Annotated in this window: 17 protein-coding genes, 1 tRNA gene, 1 pseudogene and 1 riboswitch; of the genes and pseudogenes, 16 read left to right on the top strand and 3 right to left on the bottom strand. The window is 50.5% G+C overall.

Annotated features, from left to right (window positions below; all coding sequences use genetic code 11):
• Window positions 1-12: 12 nt before the first annotated feature.
• Window positions 13-210, top strand: a complete 198-nt coding sequence (locus tag DXA87_RS00685; RefSeq protein ID WP_117485702.1) for a hypothetical protein — start codon at window positions 13-15, stop codon at window positions 208-210.
• A gap of 268 nt (window positions 211-478) precedes the next feature.
• Here DXA87_RS00685 and DXA87_RS00680 read toward each other — a convergent pair.
• Together DXA87_RS00680 and DXA87_RS00675 are read right to left on the bottom strand one after the other, a co-directional pair.
• A pseudogene (locus DXA87_RS00680) lies at window positions 479-586 on the bottom strand (transposase); the annotation flags it as partial.
• A gap of 30 nt (window positions 587-616) precedes the next feature.
• Complete coding sequence (locus tag DXA87_RS00675; protein WP_117469890.1) at window positions 617-949, bottom strand: helix-turn-helix domain-containing protein; 333 nt, start codon at window positions 947-949, stop codon at window positions 617-619.
• A 207-nt stretch (window positions 950-1156) separates the two neighbouring features.
• Between DXA87_RS00675 and DXA87_RS18290 the strand changes: the two genes are divergently transcribed.
• From DXA87_RS18290 to DXA87_RS00635, 8 genes are all read left to right on the top strand, one after another.
• Window positions 1157-1534: a hypothetical protein gene (locus tag DXA87_RS18290; RefSeq protein ID WP_242990525.1), complete on the top strand. Its 378-nt coding sequence runs from the start codon at window positions 1157-1159 to the stop codon at window positions 1532-1534.
• Window positions 1535-1646: 112 nt separating this feature from the next.
• Complete coding sequence (locus DXA87_RS00665; RefSeq protein ID WP_117502984.1) at window positions 1647-2042, top strand: pyridoxamine 5'-phosphate oxidase family protein; 396 nt, start codon at window positions 1647-1649, stop codon at window positions 2040-2042.
• 18 nt (window positions 2043-2060) lie between these two features.
• Window positions 2061-2177, top strand: a riboswitch (FMN riboswitch).
• 69 nt (window positions 2178-2246) lie between these two features.
• Complete coding sequence (locus DXA87_RS00660; protein ID WP_242997995.1) at window positions 2247-2522, top strand: 4Fe-4S binding protein; 276 nt, start codon at window positions 2247-2249, stop codon at window positions 2520-2522.
• 2 nt (window positions 2523-2524) lie between these two features.
• Window positions 2525-3304, top strand: a complete 780-nt coding sequence (locus DXA87_RS00655; RefSeq protein ID WP_117502982.1) for a protein-ADP-ribose hydrolase — start codon at window positions 2525-2527, stop codon at window positions 3302-3304.
• Complete coding sequence (locus DXA87_RS00650; RefSeq protein ID WP_117502981.1) at window positions 3249-4115, top strand: Sir2 family NAD-dependent protein deacetylase; 867 nt, start codon at window positions 3249-3251, stop codon at window positions 4113-4115. Before DXA87_RS00655 ends, DXA87_RS00650 begins: the two co-directional genes overlap by 56 nt.
• Window positions 4116-4413: 298 nt before the next feature.
• Window positions 4414-5028 carry a DUF6088 family protein gene (locus tag DXA87_RS00645; RefSeq protein WP_117502980.1) on the top strand — a complete coding sequence of 205 codons (615 nt, stop codon included), beginning with the start codon at window positions 4414-4416 and terminating at the stop codon, window positions 5026-5028.
• Complete coding sequence (locus tag DXA87_RS00640) at window positions 5025-6023, top strand: nucleotidyl transferase AbiEii/AbiGii toxin family protein (protein ID WP_117502979.1); 999 nt, start codon at window positions 5025-5027, stop codon at window positions 6021-6023. The genes DXA87_RS00645 and DXA87_RS00640 overlap by 4 nt, the downstream gene beginning before the upstream one ends.
• A 149-nt stretch (window positions 6024-6172) precedes the next feature.
• On the top strand, window positions 6173-6943 hold the full coding sequence (locus DXA87_RS00635; protein ID WP_117502978.1) for a TraX family protein: 771 nt from the start codon (window positions 6173-6175) through the stop codon (window positions 6941-6943).
• A gap of 89 nt (window positions 6944-7032) precedes the next feature.
• Here DXA87_RS00635 and DXA87_RS18285 read toward each other — a convergent pair whose 3' ends face one another.
• Entirely contained in the window at window positions 7033-8961 is a 1929-nt protein-coding gene (locus tag DXA87_RS18285; protein ID WP_242997994.1) for a S9 family peptidase, read from the bottom strand.
• Between the two features lie 377 nt (window positions 8962-9338).
• Between DXA87_RS18285 and DXA87_RS00625 the strand changes: the two genes are divergently transcribed.
• The 7 genes from DXA87_RS00625 to cmk all read left to right on the top strand — a co-directional run bounded on the left by DXA87_RS00625 (window position 9339) and on the right by cmk (window position 16284).
• Complete coding sequence (locus DXA87_RS00625; RefSeq protein ID WP_015554900.1) at window positions 9339-10067, top strand: YebC/PmpR family DNA-binding transcriptional regulator; 729 nt, start codon at window positions 9339-9341, stop codon at window positions 10065-10067.
• 135 nt (window positions 10068-10202) lie between these two features.
• On the top strand, window positions 10203-11819 hold the full coding sequence (locus tag DXA87_RS00620) for a Na+/H+ antiporter NhaC family protein (protein ID WP_117484342.1): 1617 nt from the start codon (window positions 10203-10205) through the stop codon (window positions 11817-11819).
• A 292-nt stretch (window positions 11820-12111) separates the two neighbouring features.
• A tRNA-Pro gene (locus DXA87_RS00615) sits at window positions 12112-12185 on the top strand.
• Between the two features lie 159 nt (window positions 12186-12344).
• Window positions 12345-12719 carry a DUF3783 domain-containing protein gene (locus DXA87_RS00610; RefSeq protein WP_117503071.1) on the top strand — a complete coding sequence of 125 codons (375 nt, stop codon included), beginning with the start codon at window positions 12345-12347 and terminating at the stop codon, window positions 12717-12719.
• A gap of 83 nt (window positions 12720-12802) precedes the next feature.
• On the top strand, window positions 12803-14284 hold the full coding sequence (gene pap, locus DXA87_RS00605; protein WP_117502977.1) for a polyphosphate:AMP phosphotransferase: 1482 nt from the start codon (window positions 12803-12805) through the stop codon (window positions 14282-14284).
• On the top strand, window positions 14281-15510 hold the full coding sequence (locus tag DXA87_RS00600) for an NAD(P)/FAD-dependent oxidoreductase (protein WP_117502976.1): 1230 nt from the start codon (window positions 14281-14283) through the stop codon (window positions 15508-15510). The genes pap and DXA87_RS00600 overlap by 4 nt, the downstream gene beginning before the upstream one ends.
• Before the next feature lie 102 nt (window positions 15511-15612).
• Window positions 15613-16284 (top strand): (d)CMP kinase, encoded by a 672-nt coding sequence (cmk, locus tag DXA87_RS00595; protein WP_117469881.1) that lies wholly within the window; start codon window positions 15613-15615, stop codon window positions 16282-16284.
• Window position 16285: the final 1 nt, after the last annotated feature.

Here is a 16285-nt window from a genome sequence, read left to right as displayed (position 1 = left end):
AGGAAAACAGACATGGAAAACACGAAACCGAATAAGAAATTATACATTGTAGTGGAAGTCATACTGTTTGCAGTATATATCCTGATAGGTGTCCTGCTGTTCGTCACGGAAAAGCACTGTGCTGCAGACGCATTCATCTTCTGGATCGGACTTGTGATCGCAGCAGTCTGTGCAGTAGTGCTGGGAATCCATGAGAACAGAAGGATCTAAGAAGTAAAAAAGAAGAAGTAATTTTAAGAAAACCAAATGGCTGTGATGGCTGTTTGGTTTTCTTGCGCTAAAAAGACCGGAAAGGATCATCGGATATCCCGGGAACCGGTTCGTCCTGAGACAGATCCTTTGTAAGCGCTGAATAACCCACCGTCTTTCCATTCCAGCTAATTCATGCGACAATCATTCTAATCCAAGTGAGTTAAGACATTGGACAAGTTTGGTTCAAAGTGAAGTGTTGCTTGTCCAGTATACTCACACCATTGATGGTATCGATCATCTGCCAGTTCTTCTTACCGACACAGAATCCGCGGATTGCACGTTCTGATGCATTGTTGTCCATCGGAACATCTCCATCGGTCAGGAAAACCCGAAGCAGCACGGTAAAGGTACTGCTTCGGGTTTTTTACTGTTTGGCCTTATATGCTTCGCCCCATGCCCGCATGGAATCCAGAATGGGTTTCAGACTTTTTCCGAGTTCCGTCAGAGAATACTCCACTCTCGGCGGTACTTCGGCGTAGACCTTGCGGTTTACAAGTCCGCTTTCCTCCATTGTCCGGAGCTGGGCGGTCAAGACCTTCTGAGACACATTGCCTACGGACTTTTTCAGTTCGCCGAACCGCTTTGTTCCCGGCATCAGGTCACGCAGGATCAGCACCTTCCACTTATCCCCGATGAGGGTCAGCGTAGTCTCCACGGGACATGCAGGGAGTTCTTTTTTTGCGCTTGTTTCGTTCATTAAAAAAATCTCCATAAAATTTTTCAAGTGCCAAATTGCCGGAAAACCCAGTAATGGTGCAATCGTTTCTTCTTGGTAACTACATATTAGTTTCTATTTGGTAACTACAGCACAATAATGTGCTTACTTCACGAATTGGAGCTACGGTATTATTATAATGCCAGAGGCAAACGAAAGCAAGCCCAATTACCAAGGAGGTTACTCAAAATGAAAAAATTTCTTTCTCTCACGCTGGCTCTTGCCATGCTCGGCACGGCCCTCACCGGCTGCAGCTCCAAGGACGCCGCATCCCTAACATCCGCTGAAAGCACCCAGCAGACGGCGCCTGTCCGGCAGGAACAGAGCCAGGCTGAAAAGGCGCTGGCGCTTATCAACACCTTTGCCACCGGCGATACAGACACCGCCCGCAGCCTGCTATCTGATGGCTACATCCAGCACAATCTGGCATACGGCACCGGTGCCGGTGAGCAGGTCGCCTTTGACATCTTCCGCTTTGACGAGAATGGCAAGATCGCCGAGCATTGGGACGTGATGGAGACCATCGCAGATCAGTCCACCTGGCAGAATCAGAACGGCAAGTTCTGATCGTTACCCGGAGGTAACCATACCACAATATTGTGCGTACTTCACAAGCCGTACAAATCGCATTACAATCAAAACATCAAGAGAAAACAACAAATTTTTGGAGGTATTTATCATGAATAAAGTCGTAGAATTTCTGAATGCCAACCCTGTACAGTATCTGGCTACCGTTGGTCGTGACGGTAAGGCAAAGTGCCGCCCGTTTATGTTCGCCGGCGAACTGGACGGCAAGCTGTGGTTCTGCACCAACAACACTAAGGACGTCTACAAGGATATGCAGGCAAACCCGGAGATCGAGATTTCCGTTTCAAGCCCGGAGTATGCATGGATCCGCCTGCACGGCAAGGCTGTGTTTGAGAACAACATGGCTGCCAAGGAAATGTGCATCCAGAACCCCATCGTGAAAGGTCAGTACGGCGAGGCTGCCAACCCCATCTTTGAGGTGTTCTATCTGGATAATGCCCACGGCGTTATCGCTGACTTCTCCGGAAACCCTCCCTACGAGTTCTAAGGAAATAAGACAGAATATTGCAATCTTTGAGGCGGGGGGGGCAACTCCCCACCGGCGGTAAAGTCCGCAAGCCGAAAGGCATGATACGGTGAGATTCCGTAACCGACGGTATAGTCCGGATGAAAGAAGATAGAAGAATGCCCGATAGTCTATCACAGCCATCGGGCATTACACGATCCCGGCAATACCCGCAGTGCATTAGAGGTGTTCTGCCTGTATGAAGCGGATGGCGAGTATTTTGACATCAGTGACCCGGCACACATCGTCCGGGACAGCTTCACCATTGGAAGAGAAGCACAGGAAGCACCGGGCTACTATGTGGGGGAAGGCTGCATCGGCTGCAAGCTGTGCTATTCCGTCTGTCCCCAGAAGTGTATCGACATCACAAAGAAGCCGGTAGTTATCGACCAACACCATTGCTTGCATTGCGGGCAATGTGCGGAAATTTGCCCCAAACAGGTTATCGAAAAGAGGGTTTGACTATGAACCATAGGGAAAAAAGACAGTTTCTCATTCAGGCACTTTTGAAAGAACGCCCAGAATATCGGGATATGAGGATTCCAACAGAGCCGGAGAGCCAGCGCCAGCTTTTGCGGGGACTGATGAATATTCGTGCGCCCCGGCGTATGGATGCGGAGGTTCTGAAAACTCAGGACGAATATCTGCAAGCTGAAACCGCCGCAAAGGGCATTACCGATCTTGACGACCTGACGCCTGTTCAGCCGGGGCTGTATTTCTGGCAGGGGGATATTACAACGCTTCGGTGTGACGCCATCGTCAATGCGGCAAACTCCGGCATGACCGGCTGTTATATCCCGAACCACCGCTGCATCGACAACGCCATTCATACCTATGCGGGTGTGGAGCTGCGGCTTGCCTGTGCGGAGCTGATGGGGCAGCAGGGCTATCCCGAGCCCACCGGACAGGCAAAGATCACCCCTGCATTCAATCTGCCCTGCAAATATGTCCTGCACACGGTTGGGCCGATCATTGAAGGGGGTGTGACACGGCGTGACCGGGAGATGTTGGCCTCCTGCTACCGCTCCTGCTTGGAGCTGGCGGCGGAAAGTAGTCTGGAAAGTGTGGCGTTCTGCTGTATTTCTACAGGAGAGTTTCATTTTCCCAACGAGCAGGCGGCGCAAATCGCCGTGGAAACCGTGAAACAGTTTATGAATAGAAATACCGGTGTAAAGAAGGTGATCTTCAATGTTTTCAAGGATTTGGACAAAGCCATATACGAAAAGCTGCTCAGAGCAGATTGAGCGATTGAAAGCTGCATTGCAGGACTGTGACGCCGTGGTGATCGGTGCCGGAGCCGGTCTTTCCACCTCAGCCGGATTTGTTTACACCGGCGAACGGTTTGAAAAATACTTTTCCGACTTTGCGGCAAAGTACGGCATCAAGGATATGTATTCCGGCGGCTTTTATCCCTTTGCCACGCCGGAGGAGCATTGGAGTTATTGGAGCCGATACATCTACATCAACCGCTATATGGATGCCCCCAAACCGGTCTACGATGACCTTTTGAAGCTGGTGTCTGACAAGGATTATTTCGTTATCACGACCAACGTGGATCACTGTTTTCAGAAAGCAGGCTTTGATAAAAAGCGGCTGTTTTACACGCAGGGCGATTACGGCCTGTTCCAGTGCAGTGAGCCGTGCTGTCAGGAAACCTTTGATAACGAAGCCGCGATTCGTGAAATGGTCAAGCGGCAGCAGAATATGAAAGTACCGACAGAACTTTTACCCGTCTGCCCTCACTGCGGCAAGCCCATGACCATGAATCTCCGCTGCGATGATACCTTTGTGGAGGACGAAGGCTGGCACAAGGCAGCGGAGCAGTACGAAAATTTTCTCCGAACTCGAAGCGAGCAGAAAATTCTCTTTCTGGAGCTGGGTGTCGGCTACAACACCCCAACCATAGTGAAGTACAGTTTCTGGCGCATGGCTCATGACTGGAAAGATGCCACTTATGCCTGTCTCAATTATGGAGAGGCGTATGCGCCTGACGAAATCAGAAAGAAGTCCATTTGTATCAATGGAGATATTGGAGAAATCCTGTCTCAGCTTTAAGAAAAGTCAATATTGTCTTGCCGTGGGCGTTTCACTTTAACCAGTGGATGCCCTTTTTTCATACCCATTTTCAAAGGAAAGGAGGTCTTGTAATGGCTGTATTCAGAGTTGAAAAAACGAAAGACTTTACCATCATGTGCAACCATCACCTGCGGAATATGCACCCTATGCTATATCACGCTCTCCGAATAAACCTCAAGATTTTGAAAATAATAAAGTGAAAATTCCGATGTTTGTATTGAAACAATGTCACGAATAGTATATAATATTCGTGACATCATGAAAGGAGAGCACGGTCGTGGACAATGGATATATGCAGAAAATACGAGCGCGAATTCTTGCTGCTGAGGATGGTGCAGTTTTTGTTGCTCCTGATTTTGCAGATATTGCGGACACCGCAACAATTCGCCAAGGATTGAAGCGGCTTTACCAATCTGGCATTATCCGCAGAATTATCAGAGGCATTTACGAAAAGCCAAAGTACAGCAAACTGCTTGATGAATATGTAGCGGCCGACCCGGATGCAGTTGCCAAAGCATTGGCACGGTGTTACCACTGGACCATTGCCCCGTGCGGAAATACGGCCCTGAACCTGCTGGGGCTCTCTACACAGGTAACGGCGGTCTGGTCCTACATCAGCGACGGTCCGTATAAGACCTATGAGTGGAATTCCACCAAGCTGGAATTTAAGCATAGAACCAACAAGGAAATCACGGGTCTGTCTTACATGACGAGTTTGGTGATCCAGGCGCTGAAAACTCTGGGAAGGACCAACGTGACGCCGGAGATCATACAGACGCTTTCTGAAAAGCTGTCCGAGGCTGAAAAGCAAGCCTGTCTGAAAGAGGCAACGGAATCCACGGATTGGGTTTATGATACGATACGAAAAATGTGTGGAGGTGACACACAATGAGGAATGTAGCACGATTGCCGGAAAGCGACCGGCGCGAACTGTTCCGAAATACAGCCGATAAGATGGGTTTGAATGATGCCATCGTAGAGAAAGATTTTTGGGTATGCTTTACGCTGGATTATCTGTTCCACCGCTGCCCGTGGAAAGAGACTATTACCTTCAAAGGCGGCACCAGTCTTTCCAAGGCATTCAATCTGATCAGCCGCTTTTCCGAAGATATTGATCTGATTCTGGATTGGCGGGTGCTGGGATACGGTAAGGACGAGCCATGGGAAAAACGTTCCAACACCAAACAGGATACGTTCAACAAAGAAGCCAATGCTCGGGCAGAGGTTTTTCTTGCGGAGCAGTTTTGTCCCACCATTCAGGCAGAACTTTCTCAGGAGCTTGGCTGTGAGGCGAATATTTACATAGACGAAAAGGACAAACAGACAGTTATCTTTGCCTATCCGCACCTGTTTACAAATCCCACTACCTTGCAGGTTATTCGTTTGGAGATCGGTGCGCTGGCCGCTTGGACGCCCGCAAAAATCGCTCAGATCGAGCCCTATGCCGCAACCTATTACCCAAAAGTATTTGTGCAAAAGGACACGGCCATTCTGACTGTTGCGCCGGAGCGGACTTTCTGGGAGAAGGCAACGATTCTGCACCATGAAGCCAACAGACCCGAGAGTTCGGAAATGCCGCAGCGTTATTCCCGGCACTACTATGATCTGTACCGTATGTCCATGACACCTGTGAAAGAAGCTGCCTTTGCCCGGGTGGAATTGCTGAAGACAGTGGTGGACTTCAAGATGAAGTTTTATCCGAGAGCCTGGGCAAAGTATCAGGAAGCTATTCCCGGCACCTTGAAGCTTGTTCCCCCGGAGTATCGCTTTGCAGCATTGGCCGCAGATTACGAAGCAATGAAGGATATGCTCTATGGTGATGTGCCGACCTTTGAGACTGTCATGAGCGCAGTCAGCGAATTAGAAAAAGAAATCAACGCACTGTAACAACCTAATATTATAAAGCCACCGGCTAAGCCGATGGTCTTGACTCGTGAGCCCGGCAGGTAGAAGAAACGTTGTCACTGATAAGGATTTGACCAGAGACGGTAAAAGGAAGTATAATTGGACTGAGAGAAAACAACAGGAGTGACAATATGGTAAAAAATCAAGTACATTCATCTCAGTCAGGAACCTTTGACATCAGTGCGGCAATGCTTCATATCATCGCCATGACATTTATGCTGATGGATCATCTCTGGGCTACGCTTCTTCCGGCGCAGGACTGGCTGACCTGCGTAGGAAGGCTCGCGTTTCCCATCTTTGCATTTATGGCAGTGGAAGGATATTTTCACACGCACAGCTTTAAAAAGTACATTCTCCGGCTGCTGCTGTTTGCGGTGCTGTCGGAGATACCCTTTGATCTGATGTATGGCGGAACCTGGTTTTATCCGTTTCATCAGAATGTGATCTGGACGTTGTTGATAGGACTCGCTGGAATCCATTTGATGGAAAAAACTCGAAAAAAACAGAAGCTGTGGATCTTTCTGCCGACGGCGGTTCTGGTCGTGTTGGTTGGAAGTGCACTTGGGACGGTAGGAATGGCAGATTACTATGGTGCCGGTGTATTGACACTGTTTATTTTTTACTTTTTCCGGGGAAGAAAATGGTGGTGTTTTGCCGGACAGCTTCTGGCGCTCTATTGGGTCAATGTAGAGCTGCTGGGAGGTCTGATGTACCCCATCCGGCTTTTTGGGATGGACTTTGAACTCTGCCAGCAGGGACTTGCATTGCTTTCACTGCTTCTGATCTGGTTGTATCGTGGACGGCAGGGCTGCCATACGAAAGTCTTCCAGTATAGCTGTTATGCGTTTTATCCGGTCCATATGCTGATTCTTGCATTGGTGCTGAATTATGTAAATCGATAATGATAAGAACTGCGGCTGCAGGGAATACGACCCTGCAGCCATTTGAAATCTTGTGGCACATATAAAAAAGAACGGTAGGATCGTTTCCTTTATTTTAAATATTCATCCATCCACTTAATGATCTCCGTCATCCGGTCGATCCTGTTCTCCGGCTTTCCGCCTCTGGACAGCTCATGGTTTTCTCCATGGAACAGGCAAAGCTTCGACGGGCAGCCGTTCCGCTTGATGGCGCTGAACATGGCGAGTCCTTCCGCCATATAGCAGCGGTAGTCCTCATCAGAGTGGATAAAGAGTGTCGGTGTCTTGCAGTTCGGCGCAAACTGGAGCGGAGACTGCTTCCAGAGAAGCTCCACATCGGTCCTCGTGTTGGTTCCCTGGTTGTTTAAGATGAAGGTGTGTCCGATATCGGAGTTGTGCTCAAAGGATACCCAGTTAGAGATGGAACGCTGGGAAGCGGCGGCATGGAAACGGTCTGTGTGTCCGATGATCCAGTTTGTCATGAATCCGCCGTAGGAGCCGCCTGCGACACCGAGATGTTCCGGATCGATCATCGGGTACCGCCTCAGAACTTCATCCGTGAAATCCATCAGGTTCTGATAGTCCACAGTTCCGTAGATTCCGTTGATATTTCCAAAATCCGTGCCCCGTCCGTCAGATCCTCTCGGATTGCAGAAGAACACGAAATATCCGCGGTTTGCCCACATCTGCATCTCATGATAGTAGACGTCTGAATAAACGGTTCTCGGACCGCCGTGGATAGTTAAGATGCCGGGATAGGACTTTCCTTCCTCGAAACCTGCCGGTTTTAAGACCCATCCGTGGATCTCGTAGCCGTCGCTGGCGGTGAAAGAGAACGCCTCCGGTGTCTGTACGTCATATTCGTCGGTGAGCCAGTCATTCAGGTGGGTCACCTGCTCGCCGTCTACAAAGAGTTCCGCAATGTGGAGTCCGTGGAATTCCATGGAGGCGATGTGTCCGCCCGCAACATCGAAGCTGTCGCAGGAGCTTCCTGCCGTCAGCGGCCCGGAGACGGTGCCGCCCCGGGAGATCTTATAGAGATGGGAAAAATCTCCCACGGTGGAAATATAGTAAAATTCCCCGCCCACAGCCTTAAATGTCTGTCCTGCGCCGAATCTGGAATCGGAGCCCACGGAGGAGCCGCCGATGGAAGATTCATAAGGATGGATCAGCTTCATGGATCCGTCCACGAGATCCATATGGTAGAAGTTACAGTATTTCGTCGTATCCTTATAGGAGTCATCCGTTGCCGCAATGAGTGCAGTCTTTTCGTCTAAGAGGGAGACAACTCCGGTGCGCATGGAATCCGGCGCGATCAAGGTTTTTGTCTCTCCGGTGGAGAGGTTATAAAGATAAACGCCCGGACGAATCCCCATGACACCCTGTTTCCACGGATATGCTTTGTAGAGCAGGAGATTTCCAAGGACAGAATACTGGGAACAGTCGGTCCAGTCGTCCGCCACGTAAGTGAGTTTACCGGATCCCATATCATAGATGGCGTAACGGTTCCTCTTCGCGTTCGTGTATCCCTGACCATTGCCCCAGAACGGAAGCTCGTCGAAGACCTCGTAAGATTTCTTTCTCGTATCTCTGTAATTATCATGACGGATCGTCAGAAGGTAACGTCCATCCGGGAGAAGGCGGATCCCTGTGACAGTAGCCGGAATGGACGTGATGCACTGGGCCTCTCCGCCGGACGGAGAGATCTCATAGAGGAAAGAAGTTCCGTTCTCCTTTTCTTTTTTTAAGGCGGCAGTCCGGGCTGCGGTAAAGATCAGGGTATTCTCCGCGGTCCAGCTCCAGGTCTTCGCGTCACCGCTGCAGGTGACACGGGAGACAGTCTTCTTCCCGAGATCATACAGGTACAGGTCAGACAGATAGCCATTGGTCTCCCGGTCCGGTACGGATACCGTGAAGGCGATCTTCGTTCCATCGGGTGAGAAATGTGGGTTGCTCAAAAAACGGAACTTCAGGAATGTGTCGATCTCAATCTTCTTCATCGTCATGTCCTCCATAATTAGTATTTTGTAACAGGAAATCCGAGGAATTCCCTATTATACAAACAGGCACTAATGTGCCAATGATGCGCACTTGCGCAAAAATGCAGGTCAGATGCATCCATCCACAAAATCTGCCGGGCTGACCCCGGAAGATCATAGGCCGGAAGGCACTGGATCGCTATGAAATGAGTATAAATACTCAGAGTGGAATGTGTCAAGGAAAAGTGGAGCAGGGGTATCCGGAAAAAGCGCTTGCCATATCAGAAAAATGATGTTAGAATATTTTAGACTATGTATAATGCGCACGAAAAGATCCTTGGGACTGGTGCACGAGAGATAAAAAAGAGCGAGATGCGAAGAGAAAGGAAGCTGAACCGATGTCAGGACATAATAAATTTTCCAACATCAAACATAAGAAAGAGAAAAATGACGCAGCAAAGGGTAAGATCTTTACCGTAATCGGAAGAGAGATTGCTGTCGCAGTTAAAGAGGGCGGCGCTGATCCGGCTAACAACAGCAAGCTGCGTGATGTGATTGCAAAAGCGAAAGCAAACAACATGCCGAACGATACCATCGACCGCGGTATCAAGAAAGCAGCCGGTGACTTAAACTCCGTAAACTACGAAAACTTAACATACGAGGGATACGGTCCGAGCGGTGTTGCGATCATCGTTGACACACTGACTGACAACAAGAACCGTACCGCAGCAAACGTAAGAAGCGCCTTCACAAAGGGCGGCGGAAACGTAGGCGCACAGGGAAGCGTTTCCTTCATGTTCGACCGCAAGGGCCAGATCGTGATCGACAAAGAAGAGTGTGATATGGATGCCGACGAGCTCATGATGGCTGCACTCGATGCAGGCGCTGAGGATTTCTCCGAGGAGGAGGACAGCTACGAGGTTATCACAGATCCGGACAACTTCAGTGCAGTCCGCGAGGCTCTCGAGAAAGCCGGAATCCCGATGGTAGAGGCTGATATTACTATGATCCCGCAGAACTGGGTAGAACTTACTGACGAGGAAGCGATCAAGAAGATGCAGAGAATCCTTGATCTCCTTGACGAGGATGATGACGTACAGGCTGTATACCACAACTGGGATGAATAAAAAATCGTGATTGTGTATGTTGTGATCCCCTTTCACCAGAATTGTACTGATGAGAGGGGATTTCTTCATGTAACAGGAAAATCGGAGAGCGTGGAACTCTCCGGAGACAGGAGGGAGGAGTCCGTTATGACGGATATGAAGAAAAATATAAAAAGGACAGCAGTGCTTTCTGTGGTGCTGGTCCTGATGTTCGCGATAACCGTATTTGGCGCGGAGCAGACAGAAGAGTATGTGCCGGCGGTCTATGCGACGTTCTGGGCGCTCGTTCCGCCGGTCGTGGCGATCGGGCTGGCACTTATCACAAAAGAGGTGTACAGTTCCCTGTTCATCGGTGTTCTTATGGGTGGAATCCTGTATTCCGGTTTCAGCTTTGAGGGAACGATCACCCATATTTTTGAGGACGGAATGATCAACGTTCTCTCTGACAGCTACAATGTGGGAATCCTGATCTTCCTTGTGATCCTTGGCACGATGGTGTGCCTGATGAACCGGGCCGGCGGGTCGGCAGCATTCGGCCAGTTTGCGGCGGATCATATTAAGGGCCGCGTGGGCGCGGAGCTTGCGACGATCCTGCTGGGCTGTCTGATCTTTATCGACGATTATTTTAACTGCCTGACCGTGGGAAGCGTGATGCGCCCTGTGACAGACAAATTTAAAGTCTCAAGAGCAAAGCTCGCGTACCTGATTGACGCGACGGCAGCTCCGATCTGCATTATCGCACCGATCTCTTCCTGGGCGGCCGCGGTTACCGGATTTGTTGAGGGCGAGGACGGATTTTCTATCTTCGTGCGGGCGATCCCATACAACTTTTACGCGATCCTGACGATCGTGATGATGATCGGAATGGTACTTTTACGGACAGAATTCGGTTCTATGAAATTTCATGAGAAGAATGCGCTCAAGGGGGACCTTTATACCACGCCGGGACGTCCGTATGACACGGAGAAACAGCCGGAGGTCTCTGTCAGGGGAACCGTTCTGGATCTTCTGATCCCGATCATATCCCTGATCATTTGCTGCATGGTCGGCATGCTCTATACGGGGGGATTTTTCTCAGGAGAGGATTTTGTGACAGCCTTCTCCCAGAGTGACGCGTCCCTGGGACTTACGATGGGAAGCTTTTTCGGACTTTTGATCACCATCGGTCTCTATCAGGTACGCCGGGTCCTGAAATTCTCTGAGTGCATGGCCTGCATTCCGGAAGGTTTTAAGTCCATGGTCCCGGCGATTATGATCCTGTCCTTCGCATGGACACTGAAGGCGATGACGGACAGCCTCGGCGCAGATGTCTATGTGGCGACGGTGGTTGCGTCCAGCGCCCGTTCCCTCTTAAATTTCCTCCCGGCGATTATTTTCGTTGTGGGGTGCTTTCTGGCTTTCGCGACGGGAACATCCTGGGGTACCTTCGGAATCCTGATCCCGATCGTTGTTGCTGTATTTGAGAACAGCAACCCGGATCTTATGATCATCTCCATCTCTGCCTGCATGGCAGGAGCTGTCTGCGGTGACCACTGTTCTCCAATCTCCGACACGACGATCATGGCATCCGCCGGAGCCCAGTGTGAACATGTAAACCATGTGACGACCCAGCTTCCGTATGCGGTCACGGCGGCGGTTGTGTCCTTCGTCTCCTACATTATCGCGGGCTTCGTACAGTCCGCATGGATTGCCCTGCCGATCGCCATTGCGCTTATGGTGGCCACAATGTTTGTGATCCGCGCGGTGAATGGAGTGCTGAAGGAAGAAGCGTGAGTTCCATACGGTCACTGAACGTGCCGGATGGAATCGGTTTTGTGTAATAGGAAATTCCGAGGAATTCCCTATTACACAAAAGGCACTAACGTGCCAATGATGCGCACTCGCGCGAAGATGTAGATTGTCGCAAGTGACCGCACGAGGCGCGAGAATGTGCCAAGGCCCATTCTTTTTTATAAAGAATTGAAAGGACCTGCGGAATCTGCGGGTCCTTTTCCTTTTCTGTATGTTTCTGACGATATTTTCCGGTTGCTTTTTTTCCGGTTTCTGGTATAATAATTTCTGTTCCCGGGGTATGGCGTAGCTTGGTAGCGCGCTCGGCTGGGGGCCGAGAGGTCGCAGGTTCAAATCCTGTTGCCCCGATTTTTGATGAGCAGGAGCTGGAATGAACCAGCCCCTGCTTTTGCTTTACCGGTACAGCCAAAAGTTGCAAACAGAAACGGGAATTGCTATAATGAGAACAGTATAATGCCCTGCGGTCCCAATCCGTCGGGGACGAGAAACGGAAAGGTCAGATCATATATGAAACCAATCATTCTTTTATACCATCTGCCGGAAGGCGAGAGACTTGCGAAGATCAAGAGGGCGCTGTTCCCGCTTGGAATGAAGCTGCGGGCTGTGAAAAAGGAAGAGTATCTGGAACCGGTGGGATATCTTGCCGGGGTGAAGGAACTCGTGCCCTGTGGGGAGGTCTATACAGGAGATGACTTTGAAAAAGAGATGATGGTGATGGCGGGACTCACCTCGAAGCAGGTGGACACAGTGATCCTTGCGCTGAGAAAGACGGGGGCCGGACGGATCGACTACAAGGCAGTCCTTACGCCGACGAACCAGAGCTGGAACGCGCTGACATTATATGGGGAGCTTGCGAAGGAACACGCGAAAATGAACCGGTAGATCACAGATCACCGGGATCCGGAAAGGCTGACGATGAACCTGACTGTTTGACAGTCCATAAAATGGAATGGAGGGATCGGTCCATGAGAGATGAGAAGAAACAGCAAAAAGAAACTCTGAAGGAAGAAATGCTGAGACTCGGGAACCTTCAGCGGGAATGCAAGGAGGAAAAGATTCCTGTCTATATCACCTTTGACGGTTACGACGGTGCCGGAAAGGGCGTGCAGATCGGGCGGCTCATGCAGGCGCTGGATCCGAGAGGCTTTGACGTTTACACCGGAGATAAGGATACCGAGGAGGAAGCGCTCCGTCCTTTCCTCTGGCGGTTTGCGGTCCATGCCCCGGCGGATGGGCGGATCACGATCTATGACACAAGCTGGTACCGGAGGGTTCAGGCGGACCGGTTCGAGGGAAAGCTGAATGAAAAGAAAGCAGATGCCGCGTTTGAGGATATCTGCGCGTTTGAGAGATGCCTGGTGGACGGCGGAACCGTTCTCATCAAATTTTTTCTGGATATTTCAGAGAAGGAACAGGAAAAACGGTTTAAAAAACTTCTGGAATCAAAGGATACTGCATGGCGCGTCACAGAGAAGGAACTTGCGAGAAATGCCCATTACGGAAAATATAAGAAGCTCAGCGATGAGATGATCAGGAGAACGGATATGCCTTACGCGCCATGGTACATGATCGACGCGAAGGAAAAGAGCGGGACGGCTCTGGTGGTCATAAAGACGGTGGCAGATGTTCTGGAAAAGGCGCTTGAGAAAAAACGGGCGGGAAAAGAGGCGGAGATCTTTGAGAAACCGGTTCCGCCTGACAGATATGAAAAAGGGATCCTTGCAAAAGCGGACCTGACAAAGCGCCTTGAGGAGGCGGAATACCGGAAAAAACTGGACAAGCTCCAGAAACGGCTGGAAGTGCTCCACGGAGAACTCTACCGTCTGCGGATCCCGGTGATCCTTGGCTTTGAGGGCTGGGATGCCGCCGGAAAGGGAGGAGCGATCAAACGTCTGACGAGCCATCTTGATCCCCGCGGATATAAGGTCTGCCCGACAGCATCCCCGAACGATGTGGAAAAATCCCATCACTATCTCTGGCGCTTCTGGAATCATGTTCCGAAGGCAGGACACATCGCGATCTTTGACCGCACCTGGTACGGAAGAGTCATGGTGGAGCGGATCGAGGGCTTCTGTTCCGAGGAGGACTGGCACCATGCATATCGGGAGATCAACGAGATGGAAGCACATTTTGTGCACTCCGGGGCTCTTGTTTTAAAATTCTGGCTCCAGATCGACAAGGACGAGCAGGAGCGGCGGTTCAATGACCGGATGAAGAACCCGGAAAAACGGTGGAAGATCACGGACGAGGACTGGAGAAACAGGGAAAAGTGGGATGCTTACGTGCTTGCTGTAAATGAAATGCTGGAAAAGACCTCTACAAAGGATGCCCCCTGGATCGTTGTGGAAGGAAATTCCAAGTGGTATGCGCGGATCAAGGTCCTTGAAACTGTGGCGGATGCCATGGAAAAAAAGATAAAAGAAGTGGAAAAGAACAGAAAAAGATGAGCAAAGTAGTGATTATAGGCGGCGGGGCAGCGGGAATGGCTGCTGCCATCGGCGCCGCGGAGTGCGGACATGATGTCTCCGTTTATGAGAAAAATGAGAAGCTTGGAAAAAAGATCTATATCACGGGAAAAGGACGCTGCAATCTGACGAACGGCTGCGATACGGAGGACCTGTTCAGAAATATGGTCTCCAACGGAAAGTTCCTCTACAGTGCCATCTATGGATTCACAAACTTTGATATCGTGGATCTTGTGGAGGCAAACGGCTGCCCGGTGAAGGAAGAACGGGGAGCAAGAATGTTCCCGGTATCGGACCATGCTTCCGATGTGACGGGGGCGTTGGAGCGGAAGATGAAATCTCTTGGCGTAAAGATCTTCTTAAATGAACCGGTCAGGGATATCGTGATCAGGGACGAAAGGGCGGCAGGGATCATTCTGGAAAAATCTGGAAAGAGTGTGGATGCCGATGCAGTGGTGATCGCCACAGGCGGACTTTCCTATCCGTCAACAGGTTCCACGGGGGACGGGTACCGTTTTGCGAAAGAGGCGGGCCACACGGTGACACCTTTGTCACCGGCGCTTGTTCCGTTCGTGTGTGCAGAAGATGATGTGAAAGAACTTCAGGGACTCTCCTTAAGAAACATCGAGGTGACTGTCTGGAACGGAAAGAAAGTGCTCTGGAAAGAGTTCGGCGAGATGCTGTTTACGCATTTTGGCGTCAGTGGACCTGTCGTTTTGAGTGCCAGCAGCTATGCGGCGAAGATCATCAAAAAAACGCCGCTCAGGATGGATATCGACCTGAAACCGGCACTCTCAAAAGAGCAGCTGGATGCGAGAATCCTGCGGGATTTCGATGAGGCGAAAAATAAGCAGTTTAAGAACTCCTTAAATCACCTCTTCCCGGCAAAGCTGATCCCGGTGATGATAAAGAGGAGCGGCATCGATCCGGAAAAACAGGTCAATGAGGTGACTGCGGAGGAGAGAAAACGTCTGGTGGATCTCACAAAAGCGTTTTCCGTGACGCTCACAGGACTCCGCGGGTACAATGAGGCAATCGTGACGCAGGGCGGAGTGAATGTGAAGGAAGTGAATCCATCCACTATGGAATCGAAGAAGCTGCAGGGCCTCTATTTTGCGGGCGAGGTTCTGGATCTGGACGGTGTGACCGGCGGATTTAACCTGCAGATCGCCTGGTCGACCGGAATGCTGGCAGGCAGAAGCGTATAGAGCACCGGACCTGAGAAGCAGCTTTGAACCCGTATGGCTGTAAAGATATGGAACCATCACGAATAAATAAAAAATCTTGGAATAAACTAAGGGGAGAATAACATGTCTTTTAATGTAGCAATAGACGGACCGGCAGGAGCCGGAAAGAGCACCGTGGCAAAGTCTGTGGCAGCTCTGAAGAATTTTATCTATGTGGATACCGGAGCAATGTACCGGGCAATGGCGTTATATTTTCTGCGCCAGGGAATCGATAAGACCGACGAGAACGCCATCAACGCGGTACTTGACAAGGTGGAGATCACGATCCGTTACGAGAACGGTGCGCAGCAGGTGATCTTAAATGGCGAGAATGTATCCGGGCTGATCCGCACCGAAGAGGTCGGAAACATGGCTTCAGCCACATCCGTCTACAAGAAGGTCCGTGAGAAGCTCGTGGAACTCCAGAAAGATCTGGCAAAGAAGGCGGACGTGATCATGGATGGACGCGACATCGGAACCTGTGTCCTGCCGGATGCCGATGTGAAGGTATATCTGACTGCAAGCTCCGCAGTCCGGGCGAAACGCCGCTATCATGAGCTTAAGGAGAAAGGAACAGCCTGCGATCTCGATGAGATCGAGAAGGACATCATCGAACGGGATTACCGGGATATGCATCGGGAAAATTCCCCGTTGAAACAGGCGGATGACGCCGTACTCCTTGACAGCTCCGACATGACGTTAAAAGAGGTCGTGGACACGATCACAGCGATGATCGATAAGAAGCAGGGTGCGTAAG

Origin of the sequence: Desulfotomaculum sp. OF05-3, assembly GCF_003435535.1 — a bacterium.
Lineage (GTDB): Bacteria > Bacillota > Clostridia > Lachnospirales > Lachnospiraceae > Pilosibacter > Pilosibacter fragilis.
The sequence above is the reverse complement of the archived record's forward strand: the minus strand, read 5'-3'. Positions and strand labels throughout refer to the sequence as shown.

What these genes read in the sequence shown, in the direction of transcription:
- DXA87_RS00685 (WP_117485702.1), top strand. Translation starts at nt 13, where the DNA reads ATGGAAAACACGAAACCGAATAAGAAATTATACATTGTAGTGGAAGTC.
- DXA87_RS00675 (WP_117469890.1), bottom strand. Translation starts at nt 949, where the DNA reads ATGAACGAAACAAGCGCAAAAAAAGAACTCCCTGCATGTCCCGTGGAG.
- DXA87_RS18290 (WP_242990525.1), top strand. Translation starts at nt 1,157, where the DNA reads ATGAAAAAATTTCTTTCTCTCACGCTGGCTCTTGCCATGCTCGGCACG.
- DXA87_RS00665 (WP_117502984.1), top strand. Translation starts at nt 1,647, where the DNA reads ATGAATAAAGTCGTAGAATTTCTGAATGCCAACCCTGTACAGTATCTG.
- DXA87_RS00655 (WP_117502982.1), top strand. Translation starts at nt 2,525, where the DNA reads ATGAACCATAGGGAAAAAAGACAGTTTCTCATTCAGGCACTTTTGAAA.
- DXA87_RS00650 (WP_117502981.1), top strand. Translation starts at nt 3,249, where the DNA reads ATGTTTTCAAGGATTTGGACAAAGCCATATACGAAAAGCTGCTCAGAG.
- DXA87_RS00640 (WP_117502979.1), top strand. Translation starts at nt 5,025, where the DNA reads ATGAGGAATGTAGCACGATTGCCGGAAAGCGACCGGCGCGAACTGTTC.
- DXA87_RS00635 (WP_117502978.1), top strand. Translation starts at nt 6,173, where the DNA reads ATGGTAAAAAATCAAGTACATTCATCTCAGTCAGGAACCTTTGACATC.
- DXA87_RS18285 (WP_242997994.1), bottom strand. Translation starts at nt 8,961, where the DNA reads ATGAAGAAGATTGAGATCGACACATTCCTGAAGTTCCGTTTTTTGAGC.
- DXA87_RS00625 (WP_015554900.1), top strand. Translation starts at nt 9,339, where the DNA reads ATGTCAGGACATAATAAATTTTCCAACATCAAACATAAGAAAGAGAAA.
- DXA87_RS00620 (WP_117484342.1), top strand. Translation starts at nt 10,203, where the DNA reads ATGAAGAAAAATATAAAAAGGACAGCAGTGCTTTCTGTGGTGCTGGTC.
- DXA87_RS00610 (WP_117503071.1), top strand. Translation starts at nt 12,345, where the DNA reads ATGAAACCAATCATTCTTTTATACCATCTGCCGGAAGGCGAGAGACTT.
- pap (WP_117502977.1), top strand. Translation starts at nt 12,803, where the DNA reads ATGAGAGATGAGAAGAAACAGCAAAAAGAAACTCTGAAGGAAGAAATG.
- DXA87_RS00600 (WP_117502976.1), top strand. Translation starts at nt 14,281, where the DNA reads ATGAGCAAAGTAGTGATTATAGGCGGCGGGGCAGCGGGAATGGCTGCT.
- cmk (WP_117469881.1), top strand. Translation starts at nt 15,613, where the DNA reads ATGTCTTTTAATGTAGCAATAGACGGACCGGCAGGAGCCGGAAAGAGC.